At 51.1% G+C, this 22,924-nt stretch carries 24 protein-coding genes, 2 tRNA genes and 2 pseudogenes; 19 read left to right on the top strand and 9 right to left on the bottom strand.

Annotated elements, in window-relative coordinates; all coding sequences use genetic code 11:
- Positions 1 to 136: 136 nt before the first annotated feature.
- Genes EGM51_07740 through EGM51_07720 form a run of 5 tightly spaced genes read left to right on the top strand, consistent with a single transcriptional unit; the run spans position 137 to position 3,127 of the window.
- Positions 137 to 532, top strand: coding sequence for a DUF4870 domain-containing protein (locus EGM51_07740; protein QBG47283.1), 396 nt, complete (start codon positions 137 to 139; stop codon positions 530 to 532).
- Between the two features lie 23 nt (positions 533 to 555).
- Positions 556 to 1,443: a bifunctional methylenetetrahydrofolate dehydrogenase/methenyltetrahydrofolate cyclohydrolase FolD gene (folD, locus tag EGM51_07735; protein ID QBG47282.1), complete on the top strand. Its 888-nt coding sequence runs from the start codon at positions 556 to 558 to the stop codon at positions 1,441 to 1,443.
- A gap of 48 nt (positions 1,444 to 1,491) precedes the next feature.
- Positions 1,492 to 2,001: a ferritin gene (locus EGM51_07730; GenBank protein QBG47281.1), complete on the top strand. Its 510-nt coding sequence runs from the start codon at positions 1,492 to 1,494 to the stop codon at positions 1,999 to 2,001.
- Positions 2,002 to 2,019: 18 nt separating this feature from the next.
- Positions 2,020 to 2,799, top strand: a complete 780-nt coding sequence (locus EGM51_07725) for a hypothetical protein (GenBank protein QBG47280.1) — start codon at positions 2,020 to 2,022, stop codon at positions 2,797 to 2,799.
- Between the two features lie 16 nt (positions 2,800 to 2,815).
- Complete coding sequence (locus tag EGM51_07720) at positions 2,816 to 3,127, top strand: hypothetical protein (GenBank protein ID QBG47279.1); 312 nt, start codon at positions 2,816 to 2,818, stop codon at positions 3,125 to 3,127.
- A gap of 74 nt (positions 3,128 to 3,201) precedes the next feature.
- Here the strand turns inward: EGM51_07720 and EGM51_07715 are convergent, their stop codons facing one another.
- Both EGM51_07715 and cls read right to left on the bottom strand, forming a co-directional pair.
- The gene (locus EGM51_07715) at positions 3,202 to 4,479 is read right to left on the bottom strand and encodes a hypothetical protein (protein ID QBG47278.1); all 1,278 of its coding nucleotides are present in this window, start codon (positions 4,477 to 4,479) and stop codon (positions 3,202 to 3,204) included.
- A 60-nt stretch (positions 4,480 to 4,539) separates the two neighbouring features.
- Positions 4,540 to 6,036 (bottom strand): cardiolipin synthase, encoded by a 1,497-nt coding sequence (gene cls, locus EGM51_07710; GenBank protein QBG47277.1) that lies wholly within the window; start codon positions 6,034 to 6,036, stop codon positions 4,540 to 4,542.
- A gap of 91 nt (positions 6,037 to 6,127) precedes the next feature.
- Between cls and EGM51_07705 the strand changes: the two are divergent.
- Positions 6,128 to 6,867 (top strand): annotated as a pseudogene (locus EGM51_07705) (endonuclease/exonuclease/phosphatase family protein).
- 41 nt (positions 6,868 to 6,908) lie between these two features.
- Entirely contained in the window at positions 6,909 to 7,601 is a 693-nt protein-coding gene (locus EGM51_07700) for a DUF4230 domain-containing protein (protein QBG47276.1), read from the top strand.
- A 26-nt stretch (positions 7,602 to 7,627) separates the two neighbouring features.
- Here the strand turns inward: EGM51_07700 and deoC are convergent, their stop codons facing one another.
- Positions 7,628 to 8,299: a deoxyribose-phosphate aldolase gene (gene deoC, locus EGM51_07695; GenBank protein QBG49273.1), complete on the bottom strand. Its 672-nt coding sequence runs from the start codon at positions 8,297 to 8,299 to the stop codon at positions 7,628 to 7,630.
- Positions 8,300 to 8,383: 84 nt separating this feature from the next.
- The gene (locus EGM51_07690; protein QBG47275.1) at positions 8,384 to 9,106 is read right to left on the bottom strand and encodes a hypothetical protein; all 723 of its coding nucleotides are present in this window, start codon (positions 9,104 to 9,106) and stop codon (positions 8,384 to 8,386) included.
- Between the two features lie 218 nt (positions 9,107 to 9,324).
- On the opposite strand from EGM51_07690, the gene efp reads away from it, so the two are divergent.
- Both efp and genX read left to right on the top strand, forming a co-directional pair.
- The gene (gene efp / locus EGM51_07685; protein QBG47274.1) at positions 9,325 to 9,891 is read left to right on the top strand and encodes an elongation factor P; all 567 of its coding nucleotides are present in this window, start codon (positions 9,325 to 9,327) and stop codon (positions 9,889 to 9,891) included.
- The gene (genX, locus tag EGM51_07680) at positions 9,892 to 10,740 is read left to right on the top strand and encodes an EF-P lysine aminoacylase GenX (GenBank protein ID QBG47273.1); all 849 of its coding nucleotides are present in this window, start codon (positions 9,892 to 9,894) and stop codon (positions 10,738 to 10,740) included.
- Between the two features lie 9 nt (positions 10,741 to 10,749).
- On the opposite strand, the gene EGM51_07675 is transcribed toward genX, so the two are convergent.
- Positions 10,750 to 11,160: a hypothetical protein gene (locus tag EGM51_07675; GenBank protein QBG47272.1), complete on the bottom strand. Its 411-nt coding sequence runs from the start codon at positions 11,158 to 11,160 to the stop codon at positions 10,750 to 10,752.
- Positions 11,161 to 11,445: 285 nt separating this feature from the next.
- Between EGM51_07675 and murG the strand changes: the two genes are divergently transcribed.
- Together murG and EGM51_07665 are read left to right on the top strand one after the other, a co-directional pair.
- Positions 11,446 to 12,540, top strand: a complete 1,095-nt coding sequence (gene murG, locus EGM51_07670) for an undecaprenyldiphospho-muramoylpentapeptide beta-N-acetylglucosaminyltransferase (protein ID QBG47271.1) — start codon at positions 11,446 to 11,448, stop codon at positions 12,538 to 12,540.
- A pseudogene (locus tag EGM51_07665) lies at positions 12,491 to 12,883 on the top strand (hypothetical protein). The gene murG and the pseudogene EGM51_07665 overlap by 50 nt, the downstream one beginning before the upstream one ends.
- A 45-nt stretch (positions 12,884 to 12,928) precedes the next feature.
- On the opposite strand, the gene EGM51_07660 reads toward EGM51_07665, so the two are convergent.
- Positions 12,929 to 13,117 carry a hypothetical protein gene (locus EGM51_07660; GenBank protein ID QBG47270.1) on the bottom strand — a complete coding sequence of 63 codons (189 nt, stop codon included), beginning with the start codon at positions 13,115 to 13,117 and terminating at the stop codon, positions 12,929 to 12,931.
- Here EGM51_07660 and EGM51_07655 point away from each other — a divergent pair.
- Positions 13,109 to 13,858, top strand: coding sequence for a hypothetical protein (locus tag EGM51_07655; GenBank protein QBG49272.1), 750 nt, complete (start codon positions 13,109 to 13,111; stop codon positions 13,856 to 13,858). The genes EGM51_07660 and EGM51_07655 overlap by 9 nt on opposite strands.
- Here EGM51_07655 and EGM51_07650 read toward each other — a convergent pair.
- Together EGM51_07650 and EGM51_07645 are read right to left on the bottom strand one after the other, a co-directional pair.
- A tRNA-Arg gene (locus EGM51_07650) sits at positions 13,817 to 13,893 on the bottom strand. The genes EGM51_07655 and EGM51_07650 overlap by 42 nt on opposite strands.
- A gap of 93 nt (positions 13,894 to 13,986) precedes the next feature.
- Positions 13,987 to 14,061: transfer RNA gene (locus tag EGM51_07645), tRNA-Gly, on the bottom strand.
- A gap of 228 nt (positions 14,062 to 14,289) precedes the next feature.
- On the opposite strand from EGM51_07645, the gene EGM51_07640 reads away from it, so the two are divergent.
- The 5 genes from EGM51_07640 to gatB all read left to right on the top strand — a co-directional run bounded on the left by EGM51_07640 (position 14,290) and on the right by gatB (position 19,332).
- Positions 14,290 to 15,264 carry an exosortase/archaeosortase family protein gene (locus tag EGM51_07640; protein ID QBG47269.1) on the top strand — a complete coding sequence of 325 codons (975 nt, stop codon included), beginning with the start codon at positions 14,290 to 14,292 and terminating at the stop codon, positions 15,262 to 15,264.
- On the top strand, positions 15,234 to 16,028 hold the full coding sequence (locus EGM51_07635; GenBank protein ID QBG47268.1) for an exosortase-associated EpsI family protein: 795 nt from the start codon (positions 15,234 to 15,236) through the stop codon (positions 16,026 to 16,028). The genes EGM51_07640 and EGM51_07635 overlap by 31 nt, the downstream gene beginning before the upstream one ends.
- Before the next feature lie 78 nt (positions 16,029 to 16,106).
- A complete protein-coding gene (gene gatC / locus EGM51_07630) occupies positions 16,107 to 16,403 on the top strand; it encodes an Asp-tRNA(Asn)/Glu-tRNA(Gln) amidotransferase subunit GatC (protein QBG47267.1) in 297 nt (98 codons plus the stop codon).
- An 8-nt stretch (positions 16,404 to 16,411) separates the two neighbouring features.
- Complete coding sequence (gene gatA / locus EGM51_07625) at positions 16,412 to 17,875, top strand: Asp-tRNA(Asn)/Glu-tRNA(Gln) amidotransferase subunit GatA (protein ID QBG47266.1); 1,464 nt, start codon at positions 16,412 to 16,414, stop codon at positions 17,873 to 17,875.
- A 32-nt stretch (positions 17,876 to 17,907) separates the two neighbouring features.
- Positions 17,908 to 19,332 (top strand): Asp-tRNA(Asn)/Glu-tRNA(Gln) amidotransferase subunit GatB, encoded by a 1,425-nt coding sequence (gene gatB, locus EGM51_07620; protein ID QBG47265.1) that lies wholly within the window; start codon positions 17,908 to 17,910, stop codon positions 19,330 to 19,332.
- 61 nt (positions 19,333 to 19,393) lie between these two features.
- Here the strand turns inward: gatB and EGM51_07615 are convergent, their stop codons facing one another.
- Positions 19,394 to 20,182, bottom strand: a complete 789-nt coding sequence (locus tag EGM51_07615) for an endonuclease III domain-containing protein (protein QBG49271.1) — start codon at positions 20,180 to 20,182, stop codon at positions 19,394 to 19,396.
- Positions 20,183 to 20,430: 248 nt separating this feature from the next.
- On the opposite strand from EGM51_07615, the gene EGM51_07610 reads away from it, so the two are divergent.
- Positions 20,431 to 22,191 carry a response regulator gene (locus EGM51_07610; protein QBG47264.1) on the top strand — a complete coding sequence of 587 codons (1,761 nt, stop codon included), beginning with the start codon at positions 20,431 to 20,433 and terminating at the stop codon, positions 22,189 to 22,191.
- Between the two features lie 325 nt (positions 22,192 to 22,516).
- The gene (locus EGM51_07605; GenBank protein ID QBG47263.1) at positions 22,517 to 22,924 is read left to right on the top strand and encodes a hypothetical protein; all 408 of its coding nucleotides are present in this window, start codon (positions 22,517 to 22,519) and stop codon (positions 22,922 to 22,924) included.

Genomic DNA, 22,924 nt, shown 5'->3' with positions numbered 1-22,924 from the left:
GAGTAGCTTTTAAGTGCTTAAAAGAATGGCGGTTTCAGGCGAACGGATGTTCAGTTTGCGGAAAAAAGGGAAATCGGGTTTGCGGCGCGGGTGGGGCGACGGTATTGTCTATTCCGGCTGAAAAACGGATGGAAAAATGAATGATGAGGATTTCAGGAACAGGGATGATGGTGTCAGGCCGCCGCATCGGTTCAGCCCCGATGCAAGTGAGCGCAACTGGGCGATGGCCTGTCATCTCGCCGCAATCGGCGGCTATCTGCTGCCTTATGTCCTGGCGCAGTTTGTGATTCCGCTGGTGATCTGGCTGATGAAGCGTGATTGCGGTGCGTTTATTGATACGCAGGGTAAAGAGGCGGTTAACTTCCAGCTCAGCCTGCTGTTGTATGCGGTTGTCCTGGCGCTGACGGTGATCGGTTTGCTACTGCTTCTTCCGCTGGCTGTTTTCGGGTTTGTCTGCCCGATTATCGGTGCCGTGAAGGCGAGTGAAGGTCGGGAGTTCCGGTATCCGCTGTGTATTCATTTTATTAAATAGAGCATACAGGAGAATTGATTTAAATGATTGCAGAACGTATTGACGGGAAACAGATTGCTGCGGATATCCGCGCGGAACTGAAAGCAGAAGTGGTCGCTTTGAAGGAACGGGGTATTGTCCCGGGGCTGGGGGTGATTCTTGTGGGCGAAGATCCGGCGTCAAAATCCTATGTTTCTGCAAAAGAAAAAGCGTGTGAAGCCATTGGTATTTTTTCGGATGACAACCGGCTGCCGGCAGAAACCTCGCAGGAGGACGTTCTGGCGGTGGTGGAGCGTATGAATAATGATCCGAAAATCAACGGCATTCTTGTGCAGCTTCCGCTTCCGGATCATATTGATGAATCGGCTGTTCTGCTGGCGATTGATCCGGATAAGGATGTCGACGGATTCCACCCGATGAATGTGGGTAAAATGATGATTGGCGAAAAGGCATTTCTGCCCTGCACACCGCATGGAGTGGTGCAGATGCTGATGCGCAGCGGGGTTGAAACCGAGGGGGCGCATGTGGTTGTGGTGGGCCGCAGCAATATCGTCGGGAAACCGGTGGCCAATATGCTGCTGCAGAAAAAAGAAGGGGCGAATGCTACCGTCACGCTTTGCCATACCCGCACAAAAGATCTCGCTTCGCATGTGAAACAGGCGGATATCATTATTGCGGCTTCGGGCAGGCCGAATACAATTACGGCGGATATGGTGAAGACGGGCGCGGTGGTTATTGATGTCGGGGTCAACCGGGTGGAGGATGTTTCGCACGAGCGCGGATACCGGCTTGTAGGTGATGTTGATTTTGAGGCGGTCAGTCAGATTGCATCAAAGATTACGCCGGTTCCCGGGGGGGTAGGGCCGATGACAATTACCATGCTTTTATTCAATACCGTTGAATCGGCGAAACGAGCAAACGGGATTGACTGATTTTTACAGGGGTGTAAATAACAACCAACCAGATGAAGGAGCCATAGTATGATCTCAAAAAAAATGCAGGACGCACTGAATGAACAGGTTAACAAAGAGTTCTATTCGGCGTATATGTATCTGGCCATGTCGGCCTACAGCAACAGTCTAGGGTTGCCCGGGTTTGCACATTGGATGCGCATGCAGTACGAAGAGGAAATTATGCATGTGACCAAAATGTACGATTATATTCAGAATCAGGGGGGTATTGTTACGCTGAAAGCGATTGAGCAGCCTCCGCAGAAATATGGTTCGCCGCTGGATATTTTTGAGAAAACGCTGGAACACGAACAGTTTGTGACGAATCTGATTCATCGACTGATGGATCTGGCTGTTGAAGAGCGTGATTATGCAACACAGACGTTTCTGCAGTGGTATGTTTCTGAGCAGGTGGAAGAGGAAGCCAATGTGAACGATATTGTTTCCCCGTTGCGTATGGTCGGTGAGGATAAAGGCGGTCTGATGATGATCGATCAGCAGCTGGCCGGCCGCCCGGCGCCGACTCCGCTGCCCGCATAATTATTACGGAGATAAAAGATGAGAAAGACGGTTTTTGCAGGATTGGTTGTTTTGATGGCTGCCGCTTCGGCATTGGCATCGCGCAAGGATGAAATTACGTTGGTCATGGTTCCGCGCGAGGATAATGTGGTTCGCGTGGGGCTTGATCTGGCTAACCGCTATCCCACATTGCTGGTCAGTTATAAGATCAGAGGAAGCGAAGCTTCTCTGCATGGCTGGACGGGAAAGGAATGGGTCAATATTACGGTTGATGCTTTCAAAGCCGGCGACTTTTTCCGTACGGGACCGGATTCGGCGCTGATTGTCGATGCAAAGGGGGAGCTGACCGATTCGTTGCTGCCGTCTGAGAGCTGGTGCCCGGCTGTCTATAAAATTACGACTACGGAAATGCGGCCGCTGCTGCATTTAACCGGTCGGTATTATGACTTCAGATACAAGGATTGGAAGTGGTTCTGTGAGAATTATAAAATGTCCATGGAGGTCATCAATCCCGAGGGGTTGAATGTCGCCTGGTATCACAGGAGTTTCAGCGAAAATCTCAAAAACAAGCCGGTAGCGGCTGATGATCTGAGATTCTGGCAGGCTGTGCGACATCCGCTGCCCCCAGTGACGGAAGCTGCAGTGGTTTCAGCGGATGCTGCGGTTGAAACCAATGCTGTTGATGCCGTGGAACAGCCGGAAATGGAAACGCCGGAAGATGCCATGCTCATGAATCCATTGACCAATGATGTGCCGGAAGCCGTAGTTTTAAGTCCGGATGAAGTTGAGGCTTCTTCCGAAAAAGAAACCGGGGAGTAGCGCGATGATACACAGAATGCTTACGGTACTTTTTCTTCTATCCGCACTTACATGTTTCTGGGGTTGTGCCTCAGCTCCGGAAGTTCCGGAGCACCGGCCGAAACTGGGTGTTGCCCAGAACAGTGATGGTATTGTGACGTTTGCGATCAGTACCGAAGTGGGGTACACCTACGCAATTTATTACGAAGATCCTGAGAGTCGTGTATGGAAGCTGGTTCCGGGATGTGAAAATATACGGGGAACAGGAGAACAGGTGGAAGTGCAGAAGAAGTTTAACTCACGCGGCCCACTGCCTGATTTTACTGTTCGTCATACACGGATCAATTGATCGGTTGTGACCCGTCAGAGGTGTGAAGAGGTCTGATTACTGTGAATTTACGGTAATCAGACATTGGGGTCGGCCTAAGCAGGGTTTTCAATACGTTTGGCGACATCGCGGTATCCAATGTCTACGGCATAGATTTCTTTCAGCAGGCTGGCCCCTTTTTCAGCTGAACCGGTTTGCATAAGCAGTACCCCCAGTTCGTACAACACTTCTTTTCGTGTTTCATTCATGTCCGGCAGTTCAGTCAGCGCTTTTTCAAACTGCTCGGTGGCGATGTCGGTCTGACCTTTTACGCTGAAGGCTTTGCCCAGATATATCAGTGCCCTGATTCTGCGGTGGGGGTTGTTCTGTGCCAGTTGAAACTGTTGAATGGCTTCGTTCAGCTGTCTCGCATTGTAGTAACGTTTTCCGAGTTCAAACCTGAGCTGCAGGTCATTCGGGTAGCGTTCGGTTTCCCGGCGTGCAGAATGGATCTGCAGGTTGATCAGCTCCTGTCGCAGTGAAGTGACTGCATCTTCATCCTCCTCATCTTCAGCCGCGGCCAGCCGCGCCGAGAGTTCCAGTTCGCGAACGGCAAACAGTTTCTTTTCTGCGCCTGTATTTTCCGGGTGTTGCAAAGAGAATGCTTCCAGCGTTTGGATGGCGCGGTCGTATTTACGTTCGCGGATCAATTGATCGATACGGGCCAGCTGCAGGTCCGGATTATCAGGATCCTGTTTCAGCTGTTCCTGGATGGTCGGTGTGGAGGCGGTCGGAGGTGCCGCTTTCTGCCATCCTGTTTTTCCCATCGTGAGACGGGCCGCAGCATCTTTAAGTGCTTTGGCGGCCTGCGCATCGCCGGGATTCTGTTTTGCGATTCTTTCGCGGCACTCGAATTCCATATCGGTTTGGTCGGTTTGCTGATACAGCCGGGCCAGCCGAGTGAGTAAGGCTGTATCTGAAGGCTGGTTCTGGCTGATGATTTCCAGTGTAAGAATCGCAATTTCGGGGAGCCCCGCCGCTTCGGCGGCATCGGCCTGAAGGTTGGCATATTTGAGATTAAGGGGATCCGTTCTGAGCAGTTTTTCCGCAAGTTCGACCGCCTGTTCCGGCTGTTTTTTCAGGAGCCCCGAAGCTTTCATAAAGAGGGGCAGGTTTCTGGCCAGACTCAATTTGCCGGCGGGATTCTGTTTTGTATATTGAACAGCTGCTGTACGGAGTTTGCGGCGTGCGCTCAGCAGGCGGGGTTCGATGGAAAGAACGGTCTCAAACATATCCATGGCGTAGGCATGGTTATTCCTGTTAAGGGCCTGCATGCCCTTGTTGAAATAGGGCAGGGCGCTCTCAGGTGCATCGTCAAGTTTCACTTCAGCCATGGATTTGTGCCTTCAGGATTTCCGGATATAGTATTTCAGCCGCCGTAAAAATCAATCCGTTTACAGAACGGGCGTCATGAGGGAGCAGAGATTTTCACCGAGTTTCTGTAAAGGCGGACGCTTCAGCCATTCATTGAGTTTAATTTCTGTGCTGTCATCAATATCTTCCCTGATCATGCGTTTGATGGCGGTGACGGCGGTCTGTTCTTCGAAAAGTACAGTGGTTTCATAATTCAGTTCCAGACTGCGGATATCGATGTTGGCTGTGCCGACCAGTGCTACCGAGGTGTCGATCACCATGGCTTTGGCGTGGATGAAAGGCGGATTGCGGTGAAATATGCGTACGCCGGTTTCAAGCAGATCCTCATAGAGTGCTTTGGCGGCCATGCCGGCGTAACGGTGATTGTTCTTTTTCGGTAAAACAATGCGAACATCGACGCCGCGCCGGGCGGCGGAACGGATAGCCTGGATGATGTCGGAGCTTGGAACAAAATATGGCGATACAATCAGAATCTGTTCCTGAGCCTCTACGATGGCGTTGAAAAACACCTCGGCCAGCAGGCCGGGTTCCGACGAAGGACCACTGTCAATCAAGCGTGCGTTTACATTGCCGCAGGAGATAATCTTTGGAAAAAGATCAGCATGCAGAAGATCATCGATGGATTCACGTGTCATGAAAAACCAGTCGCTCAGGAAGGAAAACTGCAGCTCATGAACCATCGGCCCTTCCACTTTAAAATGGTAATCGCGAATGGCCTTCCGGCCATTGGATGTCAGGTTTTCCGAAGCAATGTTCACGCCGCCGAAGAAAGCCACCCGACCATCGACCACCAGATTTTTCCGGTGATTGCGCAGGTTGATCTGAAACTGGGCTTTCAGCGGGTTGGCCTGAGTCCATCCACAGATTTCAAAATTCGGGATTTTCCGGTACTTCCGGAACATGCCGCTGAGATAGGCGTGGGTGGAGCCGAAACGATCAAAAAGCAGGCGGACCTTTACGCCTTCTTCGGCCTTTTTCTTTAAAATTTCAAGCAGTTTCCGGCCGGTATCGTCGCGATGAATAATAAAGCTCTGCATGTGAATGTGGTGCTGCGCTGAGCGGATAGCCTGCAGCATCAGCGGATAGGCGGCATCACCGCTGGCCAGCGGGAATACGGCATTGGAGGAGAGTAGAGGGTGTTCGGGGATGATGGCATCGATGACGTGGTTCAGTTTCCGGCTCATGCGGTTTTCAATCGCATCGGATAGAGTTCGATAGTCAAGATGCCAGGCGCGAAACGGTGTTTTTTCAGCAAGCCGGGCATCGCGTTTTTTTATCAGCAGCTGATTGGTGAGCTGCCGTTCGAGTCCTTTTGTTGAAACACGGTCGATGCCGAATGAAAGATAGAGCAGCGGGCCGATGAGCGGGAAGGACCAGGCCAGGAAAATCCAGAGAACCGTAGCACTGGCATACCGCCGCCGTTGCAGAGCATGGAGTGTGACGCCGATAAATGCACAAATGTGCAGTGCTGTACTGAACACTACCCAGAATGTGAGGTCGGAAGGAGTTTCGTTCATAAGGTTGATCCTATGTGCGTACGGAGGAAATGAACAGGGAAAATTCGTTGTACGGGGTTGCCTTCGGAATCCAATGGACTACAGTTATGGCATGAGATTTCTTCTGTATAACATCTGCTATGGAACACATGGAAACCAGAAAAAGTTTCCTCTGCTCGGTCTGCTCGGGGCACGAAACACCATCTGGATGCAATCATACACTTTATCGAGGAAAAAAATCCTGATGTCATCGGTCTGGTTGAAGTGGATAACGGATCCTACCGGCATGGTAGAAAATGCCAGGTTGAGCATATTGCTGAACAGCTGGGCCATTTTCATTCGTATCGATCAAAATATGCTCAGAATTCCCGGTGGCAGCAAGTGCCGATCTATAATAAACAGGGAAATGCCTTTTTGGCCAAAGAGGTCATTCATAAAGAGAAATTTCATTACTTTGATAAAGGTATGAAAAAACTTGTAATGGAGTTGGAGCTGGAGGAGATAACCTTTTTTCTGGTTCATCTGGCACTCAGTTTTAAAACGAGGCAGCGGCAGATTCTGAATCTGTATGATATGATCAAAAATACCAACCGACCGCATATTGTAGCTGGTGATTTCAATGCATTTGCCGGTGAGGATGAAATACGGCTGTTCATGTCGGCCAGTGGACTTAAAAATGCGGATGTTAATATGCAGCCGTCATATCCCAGCCGGAAACCGAAGCGTCATCTTGATTTCATTCTTCACAGTCCGGAAATTACTGTGAATCAGTTTGATATGCCTCGGGTGGAACTTTCCGACCATCTTCCGCTGGTACTGGATTTCGAGATCGGGAAGAAAGCCTGTACTTAACCCGGATAAAGCCATACTCTTCTGTGGTTTGAGGTGAATAGATGACAGAATTTTTTATAGGTATGGCGGTGATGCTCATTCTGGCGGCGGCGCTGTGGATCTGGAGCAGAACCCGGAAGAAAGTTCCGGCGAAAGAAGTCCGAATTTTTTCCAGCATCGAGCAGTTGAAGGCCATTGGACAGCTGTCCGTATATAAAGTACTGACTAAAGAGATTGTGACGGAGACCGATCATACCTGGGGCGAGTTCGGAAACCGTTATCTCGGCTGGGTGCTCAGCGGTAAAAAAATGGCTATGATTTTCGAGTTTGAAATCGATTTTCGCTACAACCTGCAGAGTCCGCTCTTTGAAATTAACGAGAAAAGTGAGGGGATCTATGCTGTCAGTATGCCGCCTTGTGATTATGAGGTGAATATCCGTGATATTCGTTTTTATGATGAACAGGGCTCGAAACTGCTGCCTTGGCTGCTGCCGGATCTGCTCAATGGTTTCCTGAGCGGCGGATTCAAGGAACAGGATAAAAACAACCTGGTGGATGCGGCAAAAAGACATGCTCAGAAGCAGGCGCTGGAACTGATCAATAATATTCAGTCCGAAGTTCAGAAGTCGGCGAAAAATACGCTGGAATCGATCAGTCGCGCTTTCGGGGCTGATAAAATCGAATTTTCATTCACTGCGCAGGAGGCGGAAGTCAACCGGGTATCCGTCGAAGTTTCTGAAAAAATTGCATCGTAAATCCGCTTAAATACAGCGGAGTGCAGCTAATAGGCGGATTCGGAGATTCCACCGTGCAGTACAGTTTCTGTAGAACCGATCCCCAGGCGGGAAGCACCTTGATTCAGAAAGCCAACTGCCTGTTCCCAGGTGCGGATACCGCCCGAGGCTTTTATGCCCATTTTTCCGCCAACTGTTTTTACCATAACGTCGATTATTTCCGGTGTAGCGGCGGAGGGGCCGAAACCGGTCGATGTTTTAACAAAATCCGCTCCGGCTTCCAGTGAAAGTTCGCAGGCTGTGGCGACTTCTTTCAGCGTCAGAAAGCAGCTCTCCTGAATCACTTTTACCGAGGCATTACCTGCATGTGCAATTTCAACAACAGCCTGAATATCTTTCCGCACCGCATCATATTTTCCGGAGAGAAATGCGCCGATATTCATGACCATATCAATTTCCTGCGCGCCGTCGGAAAGAGCCTGCCGGGCCTGAGCGGCTTTTATGGATGTTGTATCTGCACCATGGGGAAAACTGAGCACTGTGGAAACCATTACGTTTGAATTCTTCAGCAGGTCGGCGGCAAGGCTGACATCGCAGGGCCGTACGCACATACTGGCCACACCGTATTGAATGCACAGCTGCGCATTGCAGCGTACATCCTGTTCGGTCTGGTTCGGTTTCAGTACGGCGTGGTCGATCGTTGCGGCAACCTGTTCCATGGTGTAGTTCATCGTCTGTTCTCCTCATAAAAAAGCCGCCCTGATTCGTTCGGGCGGCTTCCGCTTTTCCAGTGGAGCAGGAATTTATTTGGCAGTGATACGCCGGATGTATTCCTTGTCTTCGTCGGAAAGCGCGCTTCCCGGGATCGTTGTTTCACGACCGTTTTTAGAGCTCTTCAGGGTAACCTGGCCTTTTTCAACTTTAACGAAAAGGGCGTTGACGGTGAGGGTGCGACCTTTCATGGTGATGCTCCAGTCGCGGTAATCAATCACTTCTCCCGAGGCGGAAGTTTCTTTTTTCGGGAGCGCCGGAATACCTCCGTCAGCCGCAATAACCGAGCCGTCTTTCTTCGCTTCAAGCTTCGGGTTTTTCACAAATTTGGTCGGAATGCCGTCTACACGGACTGTCTCAGCAGGTCCTGACGGGGGGATCGGCAGTGTGAAATAGGTGCTTCCGTCACCTGAATCGAGTAGAACCGCACCTTCTTCATAATCGGTGGCTTCGAAATCAACCAGATAGTATCCGAGATATTCCGGAACATTGTTATAGATGATGATATGATATCCGCCCTTTTTCAGTGTGCCTGAATAAACATGGTAATAATCCTCTTCGCCGTCTTTCCCTTCAAATTCCAGTGAACAGACATCGTAGACTTTCATCCGTTCCTGATAGTGGGGTTCTCCGATTTCCTGGAGTTCTTTCAGAACCTCTTTTTTGTCGGGATCATTTTTCTTGGCGGCTTCGGCCTGCAGGAGGCCGGTGGTGGCAATAGTGGCGCAAATCAATGTTGTAAGTGTATTTCTCATCCTTGATCGTCTCCTTATCTGGTATTTGATCACTGCATCCTAATTCTATCGTGTCCACTTTTTCTACATAAATAAAGCCTTTGAGTTGAAATCGCCATATTTTTCTCACTTTTATTCAAGAACGTCTGTGAAATCGTGAATTAGACACTTGGCAGGCCGGAGGGGTTTCTGCATAATGCGCGGCCTTTTTGAAGTTTACACAACCAAGGAACATAATAATGTACAGTGCATCCGACCTGAAAAAAGGCCTGAAAATCGAGATCGACGGCGATCCGTGCATGATCACAAATTTTGAATTTTCCAAACCCGGGAAAGGCCAGGCGCTCTACCGGTGCAAAATCAAAAATCTGATTTCCGGCAATACGTTTGATAAAACCTACCGTTCGGTGGATAAGGTGAATAAGGCATCGCTGATGTCGCGCGATTTTACTTTTTCCTATATCGACGGGAATAATTTTGTTTTTTCCGATAACGAGACCTATGAAGAAGTCATTCTGAACGAAGAGCTGCTGGGAGATCTGAAATATTTTATTGTGGACGATATGGAAGTGGAGATTCTGTTCCACAATGACCGTGCGCTGGATATCACATTGCCCAATTTTGTGGAAATGGAAATTGCGGAAACGGAGCCCGGGGCCCGGGGCGATACTGCGACCAATGTGATGAAGCCGGCGAAACTTGCCAACGGGTATGAAATCAACGTTCCGATCTTCATTAATGAAGGCGATATGATCCGGATTGATACACGGACCGGAACCTATGCCGACCGCGTGGCCAAAGGGTAGATGAATTCCTGTCCGGTCAAAGCCAGAGACGTCCTGATGCGCGGCATCCGGGCGTTTTTTTATGCGCGTGATTACACTGAGGTGGAAACGCCGGTCCGGCTGAAAATTCCGTGTATGGAGCTGCATATTGATGCGGAACCTTCCGGGGACTATTTTCTGCGTACCTCACCCGAGATTTTTCATAAACAGCTGCTCTCTGCAGGACATCAGCGCATTTTTGAAATCGGAAAATGTTTCCGAAGCGGCGAGCGGGGTCCATGGCATAATCCGGAATACACCATGCTGGAATGGTATCAGGCCGGCGCGGATTACATGGATATTCTGGAGGAAACCAAACTGTTGATTTCCAGCGTCTGGAAAGACGTTTCCAGAGATTGGAAAATTCTGTCTGTTTCCGAAGCGTTTCTGGAATTTGCGGGCTGGGATCCGGCGGGGAATTATGATGAAGACCGTTTTGATATCGACCTGGTGGAAAAGGTCGAGCCGGCCATAAAGGAAATGAGCGGGCCGGTGGTGCTCAAAGATTATCCGGTTGAGGCTGCGGCTCTGTCGCGCCGGAAATCGGATTATCCGCTGTTGGCGGAGCGATGGGAGCTTTATATCGATGGCGTGGAAATGGCGAACGCCTATTCCGAGCTGACGGATCCCGTTGAACAGCGAGCCCGGTTTGAAGCGTGTGCCGTGCAGCGAAAAGCAATGGGGAAAACGGTATATCCCATCGATGAGACCTTTATCCGGGCTTTGGAGAATATGCCGCCGGCCGGCGGTGTTGCGCTGGGGGTCGACCGTTTGCTGATGCGGATTCTCGGGGAGTCTTCGCTGGATGCCGTCCTTCCGTTCCGGAATTAGTCGGGTGTTTTAGTCGGAATTATTGTCGTGATGATATTTTTCCACGGTGTTTTCCAGATGCCGTAATTGTTTAGCCACATCGTTGAGCCGGTATTCAATGGAATTGAGAATCCAGAACTGAAAGTGCTCCACTTTGGTTGATTTATGCATCATCCAGATGATTTTGATTGAGACCAGCAGAACGGCAATTTCGAGAGAGAAAAGCGGCGGAATCAGCGGTTCCTGAATGTGAAGCAGATGATTCACAAAGTCGTTGGTGGCCAGTGCACCAATCGCAATAATAAAGAAACGGTTGACCCATCGGTCCTGCTTTTCCGCATCCTTGCCGCCGATCTGTCCCATAAGCTGGCGTATTTTTTCCTTTTCTCGCTTAAACTGATCAAGTTCGGCTTTCAGTTTGACGGGATCAAGTTCTTCCATCCGTAAATCTCCTGTAATAACTGGCCGGATTATAGCCCCGGATACCAATGCATCAATAAAATCAGTCACAGAATCCTCCGGCCAGGTCGCGTGCTCCTGCAGACGGGGTGTCTGAGCGTGCCATACTCATCAGTGAAATCGAACCATGGGTCTTTATGCTGTGGTTTGTCCGGCAACACAGACTTTTATGATCGGGAACTGTTCCGAGCTTTCATTAACAAATTAGCGTGTCAATCTGTCGGGGTGCGTGCTAAAACCTGCGCTTGTTTTTTTACGGGAGTTTGAATGGGGCGGAAATTGAAAATCGGGGTGGCATGCGGTGGTACGGGCGGACATATTTTTCCGGGCCTGGCCACGGCGAATGAACTGGCTTCGCGTGGGCACGAGGTGACGCTGTGGCTCGCCGGAAAAGACATTGAGCACGAGTCGGTCAAGGGCTGGGAGGGTGAAATCATCACTATTCCCGCTGAGGGATTTCAGTTCGGGTTTTCCTTTCGTAGTGTCCGGACCGTATTCCGGTTACTCAAGGCCTATCGGCTTGCTGTTTCCAGAATGAAACGTAAACCGCCGGATGTGGTTCTGGCGATGGGCAGCTATGCCTCCTTCGGACCGGTTAAGGCCGCAGGTAAACTGCATATCCCTTATGTTCTTCACGAAGCCAATCTGTTGCCGGGCCGTGCCGTTTCCATGCTGGCGGGAAAGGCTGATACGGTGGCGGTAAGTTTCGAAAAAACCAGCTATTACCTCAAACATTCCAATATCGTCCGTACCGGGATGCCGCTTCGGCGGGAAATTCAGGCCGCCAGTGACCGTCCGCGAATCCCCAGGGCGGAAGACGGCCCGATGCGCATCATGATTATGGGCGGAAGTCGCGGTGCGCAGGTGCTCAATGAGCAGCTTCCCCGTTCGCTGGCCTTGGTGGCTGAAAAAGGGGTGTCACTAAAAGTGATTCATATCGCCGGACTGCAGGATACCGAACCCATTGCCGCAGTTTATGAAAAAGCGGGAATTGAAGCCGAAGTTTATCATTTTGTGCAGCACATGGAGGAGGTCTATTTGAACAGTGATCTCGCCATCTGCCGGTCCGGCGCCGCAACCTGTGCTGAGCTGGCCGCTTTCGGGGTTCCGGCCCTGCTGATTCCCTATCCCCACGCTGTGCGTGATCATCAGATGGGCAATGCCCGGATTCTGCAGGATTCCGGGGCTGCTGATGTGGTGGCCCAGGAGGATATCAGTACCACCTGGCTGCGCGATTATATCATCCGCGTGTCTGAAAAACCCGGACGACTCGAGCGTATGGCCATTGCCATGAAAAAACGGGGACAGTCCGATGCGGCACAGCAGCTGGCCGACCTTGTTGAAAAAGTGGGTGGAGATTGAGATGAGTCCGGTGGATCGGGCTGAACAGCTGATAGAGCAGGGCGGACACGTGCATCTGCTCGGTATCGGCGGTATCGGAATGGCCGGTATTGCATGGCTGCTGAAAGAGCGGGGGTTCACCGTAACCGGATGCGATCTGCAGCAGAATGGTCAGACCCGGTGGCTCTCCGGAAACGGGATGGAAATCGCTGTCGGGCATGCGGAATCCCACATCACCGATTCCGTCGACTGGGTAGTCCGTTCAACTGCTGTTCCGGATGGGCATCCCGAAATCAGGGCCGCGCTGGAAAAAGGTATTCCGGTTTCCCGTCGCGGCGAAGTCCTTCCGGCCCTGATGCGCAACCGCATCTGCATTGCTGTGAGCGGCACGCACGGTAAAACAACGACCTCAGCGATGATTGCCCAGATTCTCGATTGCGGCTTTTTTGTCGGTGGGGAAATTGCAGGGTTCGACGGTGCAGTCGCCCGCGACGGTGAAATCATGGTGGTGGAAGCTGACGAATCTGACGGCACGGTTTCCGGGTATTCGCCGGACTACGCGATCATTACCAATATCGAATACGATCATATGGAGCATCACGACTCCGAAGCCGCATTTATCGGGTGTTTCGAAAAGCTCATCCGGCAGACCAAAAAGACCGTATTTTACTGTTCCGCAGATCCCGTTGCCGCACGCATCTGTTCCGGAAACCCCAAATGCGAACCTTACAGCTTAATGGCAGGGCTGAAGCTTCCGATTCCCGGAATCCACAACCAATGGAATGCCTCGGCCGCGCGCGCGGTTTCCAGTCGTTGGAAAACCGATGCCGAGATTTTCCGGACATTGGAAAATATCCGGCCCGTTGCACGGCGGTTTGAAACGGTGTTCAATCAGGATGGAATCCGCATTGTTTCCGACTATGCCCATCATCCGACCGAGATTGCCGCTCTCATTCAGACCGCGCAGGAACTCAGCCCTCAACGGCTGCTCGGTATTTTCCAGCCGCACCGCTACACGCGCACCCTGGCTCTCGGAAAAGATTATCCGCGCAGCTTCCGGGGACTGGAAAAACTCTGGCTCGTCCCGGTTTATGCCGCCTCCGAACAGCCATTGTCCGGCGGCACCACCGAGGACTTAATGAAGTGGTTTTCTGAAGACTGGAAAAACCGGCTCCATTATTTTCCATCTCTGGAAGCCGCATGGGGTGTGATTCAAAAAGAGCTCTGTGAAGGCGACCTGCTGTTGATCATCGGTGCCGGCGATATTGAACAGATCGCTGAATGGGCAAAAAAAGACTGGTACCCCGGAGAGGGCTCGAACCTCCTACCTACGGATTAGGAATCCGTCGCTCTGTCCAGGTGAGCTACCGGGGTGCCATAAAGGGAGATAAAATCCGTAAATCCGGTTTAAATTGCAACCTTCAAAATAAAAAGAAACCCGGTTTGCGGTGCAAACCGGGTTTAAACTGGAGCGAGCGATGAGATTCGAACTCACGACAGTCACCTTGGCAAGGTGGGGCTCTACCACTGAGCTACGCTCGCGTTTCCCTCGAAAGGAGCGCCTATAGTATGCACGGCCGTTTTCTTTGCAAGCCGTTTTTTGTAAAAAAATGAACAGGACGGGGGGTGAGGGAATCGAAGAGGTTTTCGAGGCTGGATTTGCGCCGGCAGCGACTGGTTGGAGGAAAGGGGGGGAGCAACGGTTCTTGAGTTTCCGGAGTTTTTTGGTATAGATTGCGAAACTGGCGAATATTGCATGGGAACCTGATTATGGAAGAAGTTAAAACCTCAAATGCGTTGATCTGGAGCGACCGTTGGCGTCTGGGGGCGCTGTCGAAGACGGAGCTGATGAATATCGGCTTTGCGTCGGTGATCATCGGCATGCTGTTTGTGCTGTTTCATCTGTTTGGAAATACGGTTGAGAATGTGGACAGTAAGTCGGCGTTTGTCTGGATGGTTGCCCGCTGGGGAGATAAAATTTCGTTCGGTGCGGACTATTCGCACGGCTATCTGATCCCGTTTGTTAGTCTGGGTGTGATCTGGTACAAGCGGGAGGATTTTTTTGCGGCGAAGAAGAGGAGCTCTTATTGGGGACTGGTTGTAGTAATCGGTTCTCTTTTTATTCACTGGCTGGGTGCAAAAATGCAGCAGCCGCGTTTGTCGCTGATGGCACTGATCGGTCTGATCTGGGGGATCCCGTTTTATTTTTATGGCTGGGAAGTGGCGAAACTGCTGATTTTTCCGTGTTCGTATCTGATTTTCTGTGTTCCGCTTAACTTTCTGGATGCGCTGTCCGGGCCGTTGCAGCGGGTCGCGACAACGATGGGGCACAACATTCTCACCGATATGGGGATTCAGGTGCAGCGGGTCGGTACGCAGCTGATTTCTGATTATTTCCAGCTGAATGTGGAGGCCGCATGTTCGGGGTTGCGGTCATTGCTGGCTATGACGGCACTGACGGCGGTTTATGCCTATTTTACTCAGAAAACCTTTGTGAAGAAATGGCTGCTTTTTCTCTGCTGCATTCCGATTGCGGTTGCAGGTAACATCGGCCGTATTATCTCTATTGCGCTGGTGTCGATCACTACCGGGCAGGAATTCGGTACCACGCTGCATCATGACTGGTCAGGCTATGTGCTGTTTACCGTAGCGATCAGCCTGATGGTCGGTTTCGGAAAGCTACTGGATGTAAATTATAAGGAACTCTTTGTATCATGGAAAAAAGCCTATTTAAACCGTTCCTGACGGTTGTCATTCTGATGACGGTGGCGGTGTTTGCGCTTGCTTTTACGGTGGGGGTGGAGCTCGACTTTGTTCCGGGGGTGAAAATGGAACTCCCGCAGGAAGTGAAAAACTGGCATGGGAATCAGTTGAAATTCTGTCATAACCCTGATGCGTGCGCCAAAGATTACCGTGATGCATCGTTTTATGTCAGCGAACTTGAGATTCCGGATATTTGTCCGAAATGCGGGGCAACCCTTTACAATATGGCCCGGGCTGAAAAAGAGCAGCTGCCGGAGGATACGGAATTTGTAAAGTCCGCCTATACGAATGCTGCCGGAACTCGGCTTTTCACTTCGATTGTTCTTTCGGGAACCGCGCGCGATTCGATTCACCGTCCGCAGCGCTGTCTTAAAGGGCAGGGAAATACCCTCGATGGGGAATATAATCTTGAAGTGCCGATTGAAGGGCGCGATCCGCTGACGGTGCGGGTCATTAAAACCTCGCGTACTTTTCGGACGGAAGAGGGCGAAAAACCATACTATTCATTTTATGCCTACTGGTTTGTGGGGCAGGACCACGAAACGCCATCGCATTATGCCCGGATGTTCTGGCTGGCCTGGGACCGTGTTGTCCGGTCGAAGGCCAATCGCTGGGCCTATATTGCCGTACAGGGCGAGCGGGAGGCTGAAGGGACGGCGTACGAAAAGGATCTCATCAGTTTCATTCAGGAGATGTATCCGTATATTCTCACTGAAAGTATGCGGAAAAAGGCCTATGGCGATTAATCTTCCAAGTCTTGGAAGTTGCGCGTGCCCGCAGTTTATTTATACTGCGGGCTTTATTTTTGGAAATTGAGGAAAATTATGTCCGAAGAAAATAACGGGATAGATGTGGGGTATGTTGCGAAACTGGCCTGCATTGATCTGACCGAAGAAGAAAAAGATCTGTTTCATGGCCAGCTCGAACAGGTGCTGCACTATGTTGAACAGCTGAATGAGCTCGATGTTTCCAATGTTGAACCGACGGCACACGCCATTCCGGTTTTCAATGTTTTCCGTAAAGACGAGGTCGGCACCAGCCTGGATCACCAGGAGGTCATGGCCAATGCTCCGTCCGTTGCCGACGGTCAGATTCGTGTCCCCAAAATTATCGACCAGTAGGAATTCCCATGGCTGATCTACATAGACTTACCCTTTCAGAACTGTCCGAAAAACTGGCTGCGGGTGCGTGCACCTCGGTCGAAATTGTCAACGATGTGCTGGCATCCATTGATGCCAACGATGATAAAGTGGGGGCTTATCTGACCCTCAACCGTGAAGATGCGCTGGCCCAGGCCCGTGCGGCCGACGAGCGTCGTGCGGCGGGTGAAAAGCTGCCCATGCTTGGCATTCCGGTGGCGATCAAGGATCTGCTCAATGTAAAAGGGCAGCCCTGCACCTGCTCTTCAAAAATTCTTGAAGGTTATACGGCGCCGTATGACGCAACGGTGATTGCCAGGTTACGCGAGGCCGGTGCGATTCTGCTCGGACGCGTGAACATGGATGAATTTGCCATGGGATCGAGCACTGAAAATGCGGCTCTGGGTAAAACATCCAATCCCTGGAATCTCGAGCATGTGCCGGGCGGTTCGTCCGGCGGTTCGGCGGCCTGTGTGGCGGCAGATGAAGCGATTGCTTCGCTCGGTTCTGATACGGGTGGTTCGATTCGCCAGCCGGCGGCCTTCTGCGGCTGTGTCGGTGTGAAACCGACTTATGGCCGTGTTTCGCGTTTCGGTCTCACGGCCTTTGCTTCCTCGCTGGATCAGATCGGACCGATCACTAAAACAGTGAAAGATTCCGCGATGCTGATGGAAGCGATCTGCGGGCACGATAAAATGGATTCTTCATCCATCGAGATGGACGTTCCGGAATTTGGAAAAAAACTTACCGGCGATACGTCGCTGGCGGGGATGAGACTGGGACTGCCGAAAGAATATTTCGTGGAAGGCATGGATCCGGAAGTTGAAAAATGCGTGCGTGATGCGGTTGAGCATTGCAAAAGTCTCGGGGCGGAAATTGTGGATGTCAGTCTGCCGAATGCCAAATATGCGATTGCCGTATATTACATTATCGCCACGGCTGAAGCGTCTGCCAATCTGGCCCGTTTTGACGGTATCCGTTACGGCATGCGGATTGATGGGAAAGATCCGGCGGACCTGTATGGGAAAACGCGCGCGGCCGGTTTCGGTCCGGAGGTGAAGCGGCGTATCATCCTGGGCACCTATGTGCTGAGCAGCGGCTATTATGATGCCTATTATAAAAAGGCGCAGAAAGTCCGTACACTGATCCGCAACGATTTTACCGAAGTGTTTAAACAGTGCGATGCCATTCTGGCACCGGTCACGCCGACGCCGGCCTATAAAAAAGGTGAAAAGACGAATGATCCGCTGAAGATGTATCTTGACGATATTCTGACGACACCGGTCAATCTGGCAGGGAACTGCGCGCTGTCGCTGCCGTGCGGGTTTTCCACCGGCGGCATGCCGATCGGGCTGCAGATCATCGGAGATGCTTTTCAGGAGGAAACCATTCTCAAAATCGGCCATGCTTATGAGCAGACGACGGAATGGCATAAACAGAAGCCGGAACTTTAATTTTACGTATCACGACTCACGGATCATTCATCATGGAATACGAAGCAACAATCGGTCTCGAAACCCACATCATGCAGAAGACGGAAACGAAAATGTTCTGCTCCTGCAAATATGAATACGGCGCGGAGCCGAATACGCATGTCTGCCCGGTCTGTCTGGGCTATCCCGGTGCACTGCCGGTGATGAACGAGCACGCCATTGAGCTGATCTGCAAGGCAGGGCTGCTGCTGGGCTGCGAAATCAATCCCTACAGTAAATGGGACCGCAAAAACTATTTTTATCCGGACATGGCCAAGAACTATCAGATCACCCAGGCCGATGAGCCGATCTGTCTCGGGGGTGAAATTACCGTTGAAGTGAACGGTGAAATGAAAACGTTCACCATTGAACGGATTCATCAGGAGGAAAATGCGGCGAAAAACACGCACGTTTCCGGGGCGTCGCTGGTGGACTACAACCGCGCCGGAACCGCACTGATGGAAATCGTTTCCAATCCCTGTATGCATTCCTCGGAAGATGCGCTGGCCTATATGACGGCTGTGAAGCAGATCATGCAGTATGGCGGTATTTCCAACTGCGATCAGGAAAAAGGCCAGATGCGGTCCGATGTGAATGTCTCGGTGCGCCCGGTCGGCCAGGAGGAACTCGGTGCCAAGGTGGAAATTAAAAACATGAATTCCTTTGCGTTCATTAAAGATGCCATCGAATACGAAATCGAGCGTCAGATTGCGGTGCTTGAAGCCGGAGGAAAAGTGGAGCAGGAGACGCGGGGTTATAACCCGGACCGCGGTGAAACCTTCGTTCAGCGTACAAAGGAAGACGCGCATGACTACCGCTATTTCCCGGAACCGGATCTGATGCCGGTGAAAATCACGGCGGAACAGGTGGAGCAGTGGCGTTCCGAACTTCCGGAACTTCCGGCGCAGCGTCGTGAACGGTATGTGAAAGAGCTGGGGCTGCCGGAATATGATGCCGGCGTGTTGACGGCCGATAAGGCCACTTCCGATTATTTTGAAGCAACGATGACGCACACGAAAAATGCCAAAGCGGTTTCCAACTTTATCATGGGAGAGATGCTGCGGCTGTTGTCGGAAACGGATTCTTCTATCGAAGACTGTAAAGTGACGCCGGAAAAACTGGCCGAAATTATTGCGCTGATTGACGCGAAAACCATCAGTACCGGCGGGGGGAAACAGATCTTTGAAGCCGTCTTCAATGACGACGGCGATCCGAAGCAGATTATGGATGAAAAAGGACTGGCACAGGTTTCTGACGATTCCGCACTTGAAAACTGGGCCAATGAAGCCATTGCCAATAATCCGAAACCGGTTGAGGAATATAAAGCCGGCAATGCGGCATCCATCAACTTCCTGATGGGGCAGGTGATGAAGGCCAGTCGCGGCAAAGCCAACCCCGGTGCTGTGATGCAGATGCTCAAGCAGAAGCTTGACGGATAACTATCCACAGATTTCACGGATGACCTGGATTTAGAATCCTCTAATATGGGTAATCTGTGGATTATAGAAATTTTTTAAGTGGGCAGTCTTTGCAGTTGGGTTTGCGGGCGGTGCAGTGGTCTTTGCAGGTTTGAACAATCAGGGCGTGGAATTCGTTGAAGAGCTGGACGTTTTCCGGAAGGTTGCGGGTAAACAGGTCCGCGACTTCGTCATATTTCGTTTTTTCGTCGATCCAGTGGTGCCGGCTGCAGATTCTCCGGGTGTAGGCGTCGACGACAAAGACCGGTTTTGCGGCTGCGTAGAGGATGATGCAGTCGGCGGTTTCTTTGCCGATGCCTTTCCAGTTCAGCAGCTCTTTGCGGAGTTCGGATTTTTCTAAGGCAAAAAGTACGTCGAGCGAGCCGTCAAATCTGTTCCGGATGTTGGAAATCATTTCCTGCAGGTAGGCCGCTTTCTGATTGAAGAAGCCTGCCGGTTGAATCCATTGAGTGAGCTGTTCCGCAGGAACTTTTTCCAGATTTCGGAAATCGAGTGCGTTGTTTTTCCGAAGATTGGAAAGCGCTTTTTCCACGTTGCTCCAGGCGGTATTCTGGGTCAGGATCGCCCCGATCATCATTTCCAGCCGCGATTCGGCCGGCCACCAATGCTGCTCGCCGTAATGGTTCAACAGGGTTTTAAATATTTCATGAATCGGAGGGGCATGGGCTTTCAGGAATTCTTCTTCGTGCTGCCGGGTGGCGATTCTCTGCTGGGCGATAAAGACATCGAACAGATTGACCAGATAGACGACCGTCACCAGCAGGAGCGGTCGGCCGAATGCGGAAATCGAAACCGGTTGGGGATCGGTCATCGTTTCATCGAAGGCCATAGAATAGAGTTTAATTATATTCTGAATCGCCAGCAGCAGAACCCAGAAAAAACCGGTCAGAAAACCGCCGGAAAACAGAATTCCGGCGATCCAGCGCCTCTGGATAAATTGTCCAAGGCCAGGGAAACCGAATGCGGATAGCCAGATGGGAAGGCGGGGATTTTTCGTCATAATCGGTTATCTATGCTCGATCCGTGTCGTTTTGTCAAAAAGGCATTGAGTGAGGTTTTATGTTTCTTCGGGGCAGGTGCGGTCTATTTGGCATGCCGGGTGCTCTAAGTTTTAAACGTCTTAATGGATTGCGGGTGTTTATGAGTACAGCGGTTATTATAGTTTTATTTTTTGTCCTGATCCTTCTGGGCGCATCCCTCTATGCGAATGTCCTGTTTCGGGCAAAGGCGAAAGAGGCGGAACAACGTTATGAAAAAAGCCGGAATCGGGTGCTGCAGTTGTTTGAAGATTCATCGGATGCGATTCTGATCGCCGAAAAGGACGGGCGGCTGAAGGCGGCCAACCGGAAAGCCGTGGAACTGCTCCATACCGATTCGGAGACGCTTACCGCCCAGCGGATTTATGATCTGGTTTCCGATGAGCAGAAGGGGGAACTCGCAGGAAAATTATCGGAGTGGTTTGCAGGCCGCCCGATTCGCTGGGAAACCATGATAAAGAGCGATGCGTTCCGGATGCTGGATGTGGAAATGGTGCCGTGTCTGCAGCAGGTGAATGGTATCCGTCATCTGGAAATCCATGTGCGGGATATCAGCGGCCGGAAAGAGGCTGATAATAAAATTCATGCTGCGCGGCAGATGGCGGAAGAGGCGCTCGAAATGGCGCATCAGGCCCGGCAGGAGGCGGAGCGGTCGAGTCAGCTTAAAAGTGAATTTCTGGCCGCTATGAGCCGCGATCTCCGGACACCGCTGAATAATATTGTCGGGGCCGGGCAGTTGCTGAATGAGAAGCTTCCGATTGCTAAGCAGAAGGAGTATCTGGAGATTATCCAAGGTTCTTCGCAACGGCTTCAAGAGGTGCTGAACCACGTTCTCGACATCGCAAAAATTGAATCCGGGCAGATGGAAACGCTGTCAGAACGTTTTGATATGCGTGAATTGTGTACGGAGCTGGAGGAACGGTTCCGCCGGGATGCCGTACAGAAAGGGATCTATCTGGAGTGTGCCTGCAAAAATAATGTTCCGGAACTTCTTATAGGCGACCGGGGAATGCTGGAGAAGGTACTTGGAAATCTGCTCGCCAATGCGTTCGCCTTTACGGATTCCGGATCGGTCCGTCTGCTGGTGGAATGCCGGTCCATCAGTGATACCGGTGCTTCGGTCTATTTTGAGGTTGTAGATACCGGTATCGGTATTCCGTCGGAGAAACAGAAGTGGGTCTTTGAAAAATTTGTCTATACCGGCGAATTTGTGAAATCCCAGCCGGATGACGCCGCTCTGGGGTTGGCCATCAGTAAGCGACAGGTGGAGCTGATGGGCGGTATACTCGGTGTCAGCAGCACGACCGGGCAGGGCACAACCTTTTACTTTAATCTGCTGCTTCCAGTGGCTTCACCGACCGGTCTTTCAGATCGTCCGAAAAAGAGTGGTCCGCATCAGCTGCACTTTGAAAATATGCATATTCTGCTGGCAGAGGATAATCGCCTGAACCGGAAAGTGGCAGAGGATCTTCTGTTGAAAACCGGATGCCGTGTTGATACGGTTGAAAACGGACGCGATGCCGTGCTTCAGGTTCGGAAAATCGAATACCATGCGGTGCTGATGGACTGCGAAATGCCGGTGATGGATGGTTTTGAAAGTACGAGAAAAATACGGAAAATGCCGGCGCCTTATTGTGATGTACCCATCATTGCGCTCACCGCCAGTGCCATGAGAGAGGATATCGAAAAATGTACTGCCGCCGGTATGACGGCTTATCTTTCCAAGCCGATCAGCCGCAAACGACTGATTGAAGTACTCGGCCGGCATGTGCAACAGGTTTAGTGTTGGAGTCGGTGGCCGACTGGCCATATGAACAGAAAAACCTGAACGCTTAGCGGTGAAGCCTCAGTTTCTTCTGCGTTTATGAAAATGTACAGGGCTGAGAGTCTTCTGCGGCAAAGTGGTGCGGGAAATGGCTGGGGGTTGCTTATTTCTGTGCCTTTTAGGTATCGACGCCGGAATACCTCAAATTTAATATTGGTTTTTTTAGATGTAACAAGGTTTGAAAATGAAGTTGGAAAATGGGATTCCCGAGTCATCGGGTGCAGGAACAGTTGAAGATAGATCTGATTCATTTGATACAAGTGCAAAACCGCGAGAAAGTGGTATGGATGATACCCTTTCGTTTCTAAACAGTCTGCCAACGATTCATAAACCGGAGCCGAAACGCAGTGTGCTCAATGAGCACCTTGCCTTTCTGGACAGTCTGCCGAAAGCCGATTCCTCAGCCGGAAAAGCCGGTGCCGGGCAGGCTCCGGCTTCTGTAAAGAAAAAGAAAAAAGTGAGCCGGAAGGTGAAGAAAAAAAATCAGGCCCAGCTCATGCGGGAGGAAAAAAACCGGCGGGAAAAAGAGCGGGCCGAAGCCAAGCGGCGGGATATGGAACGACGCCGGCTGGAAGCTGAAGAGCGTAGGAAAAAACAGGCTGAAAAAGATGAGCAGACCCGCAGACAGCTTGAGCGTCTGGAAAAGCAAAAAAAGAAAAAGTCCTTTTTCGGAAAGTTCCTCGGGGTTTGA

Source organism: Verrucomicrobia bacterium S94 (genome assembly GCA_004299845.1).
Classification (GTDB): Bacteria; Verrucomicrobiota; Kiritimatiellia; order Kiritimatiellales; family Pontiellaceae; genus Pontiella.
Note: the sequence above shows the minus strand (reverse complement) of the source record. Positions and strands in the feature narration are given on the sequence as shown.

Bases quoted from the DNA above. Each gene is read 5' to 3' on its own strand.
- EGM51_07740 (QBG47283.1), top strand. From the start codon at position 137: ATGAATGATGAGGATTTCAGGAACAGGGATGATGGTGTCAGGCCGCCG.
- folD (QBG47282.1), top strand. From the start codon at position 556: ATGATTGCAGAACGTATTGACGGGAAACAGATTGCTGCGGATATCCGC.
- EGM51_07730 (QBG47281.1), top strand. From the start codon at position 1,492: ATGATCTCAAAAAAAATGCAGGACGCACTGAATGAACAGGTTAACAAA.
- EGM51_07725 (QBG47280.1), top strand. From the start codon at position 2,020: ATGAGAAAGACGGTTTTTGCAGGATTGGTTGTTTTGATGGCTGCCGCT.
- EGM51_07720 (QBG47279.1), top strand. From the start codon at position 2,816: ATGCTTACGGTACTTTTTCTTCTATCCGCACTTACATGTTTCTGGGGT.
- EGM51_07715 (QBG47278.1), bottom strand. From the start codon at position 4,479: ATGGCTGAAGTGAAACTTGACGATGCACCTGAGAGCGCCCTGCCCTAT.
- cls (QBG47277.1), bottom strand. From the start codon at position 6,036: ATGAACGAAACTCCTTCCGACCTCACATTCTGGGTAGTGTTCAGTACA.
- EGM51_07700 (QBG47276.1), top strand. From the start codon at position 6,909: ATGACAGAATTTTTTATAGGTATGGCGGTGATGCTCATTCTGGCGGCG.
- deoC (QBG49273.1), bottom strand. From the start codon at position 8,299: ATGGAACAGGTTGCCGCAACGATCGACCACGCCGTACTGAAACCGAAC.
- EGM51_07690 (QBG47275.1), bottom strand. From the start codon at position 9,106: ATGAGAAATACACTTACAACATTGATTTGCGCCACTATTGCCACCACC.
- efp (QBG47274.1), top strand. From the start codon at position 9,325: ATGTACAGTGCATCCGACCTGAAAAAAGGCCTGAAAATCGAGATCGAC.
- genX (QBG47273.1), top strand. From the start codon at position 9,892: ATGAATTCCTGTCCGGTCAAAGCCAGAGACGTCCTGATGCGCGGCATC.
- EGM51_07675 (QBG47272.1), bottom strand. From the start codon at position 11,160: ATGGAAGAACTTGATCCCGTCAAACTGAAAGCCGAACTTGATCAGTTT.
- murG (QBG47271.1), top strand. From the start codon at position 11,446: ATGGGGCGGAAATTGAAAATCGGGGTGGCATGCGGTGGTACGGGCGGA.
- EGM51_07655 (QBG49272.1), top strand. From the start codon at position 13,109: ATGGAGCATCACGACTCCGAAGCCGCATTTATCGGGTGTTTCGAAAAG.
- EGM51_07660 (QBG47270.1), bottom strand. From the start codon at position 13,117: ATGCTCCATATGATCGTATTCGATATTGGTAATGATCGCGTAGTCCGG.
- EGM51_07640 (QBG47269.1), top strand. From the start codon at position 14,290: ATGGAAGAAGTTAAAACCTCAAATGCGTTGATCTGGAGCGACCGTTGG.
- EGM51_07635 (QBG47268.1), top strand. From the start codon at position 15,234: ATGGAAAAAAGCCTATTTAAACCGTTCCTGACGGTTGTCATTCTGATG.
- gatC (QBG47267.1), top strand. From the start codon at position 16,107: ATGTCCGAAGAAAATAACGGGATAGATGTGGGGTATGTTGCGAAACTG.
- gatA (QBG47266.1), top strand. From the start codon at position 16,412: ATGGCTGATCTACATAGACTTACCCTTTCAGAACTGTCCGAAAAACTG.
- gatB (QBG47265.1), top strand. From the start codon at position 17,908: ATGGAATACGAAGCAACAATCGGTCTCGAAACCCACATCATGCAGAAG.
- EGM51_07615 (QBG49271.1), bottom strand. From the start codon at position 20,182: ATGACCGATCCCCAACCGGTTTCGATTTCCGCATTCGGCCGACCGCTC.
- EGM51_07610 (QBG47264.1), top strand. From the start codon at position 20,431: ATGTTTCTTCGGGGCAGGTGCGGTCTATTTGGCATGCCGGGTGCTCTA.
- EGM51_07605 (QBG47263.1), top strand. From the start codon at position 22,517: ATGGATGATACCCTTTCGTTTCTAAACAGTCTGCCAACGATTCATAAA.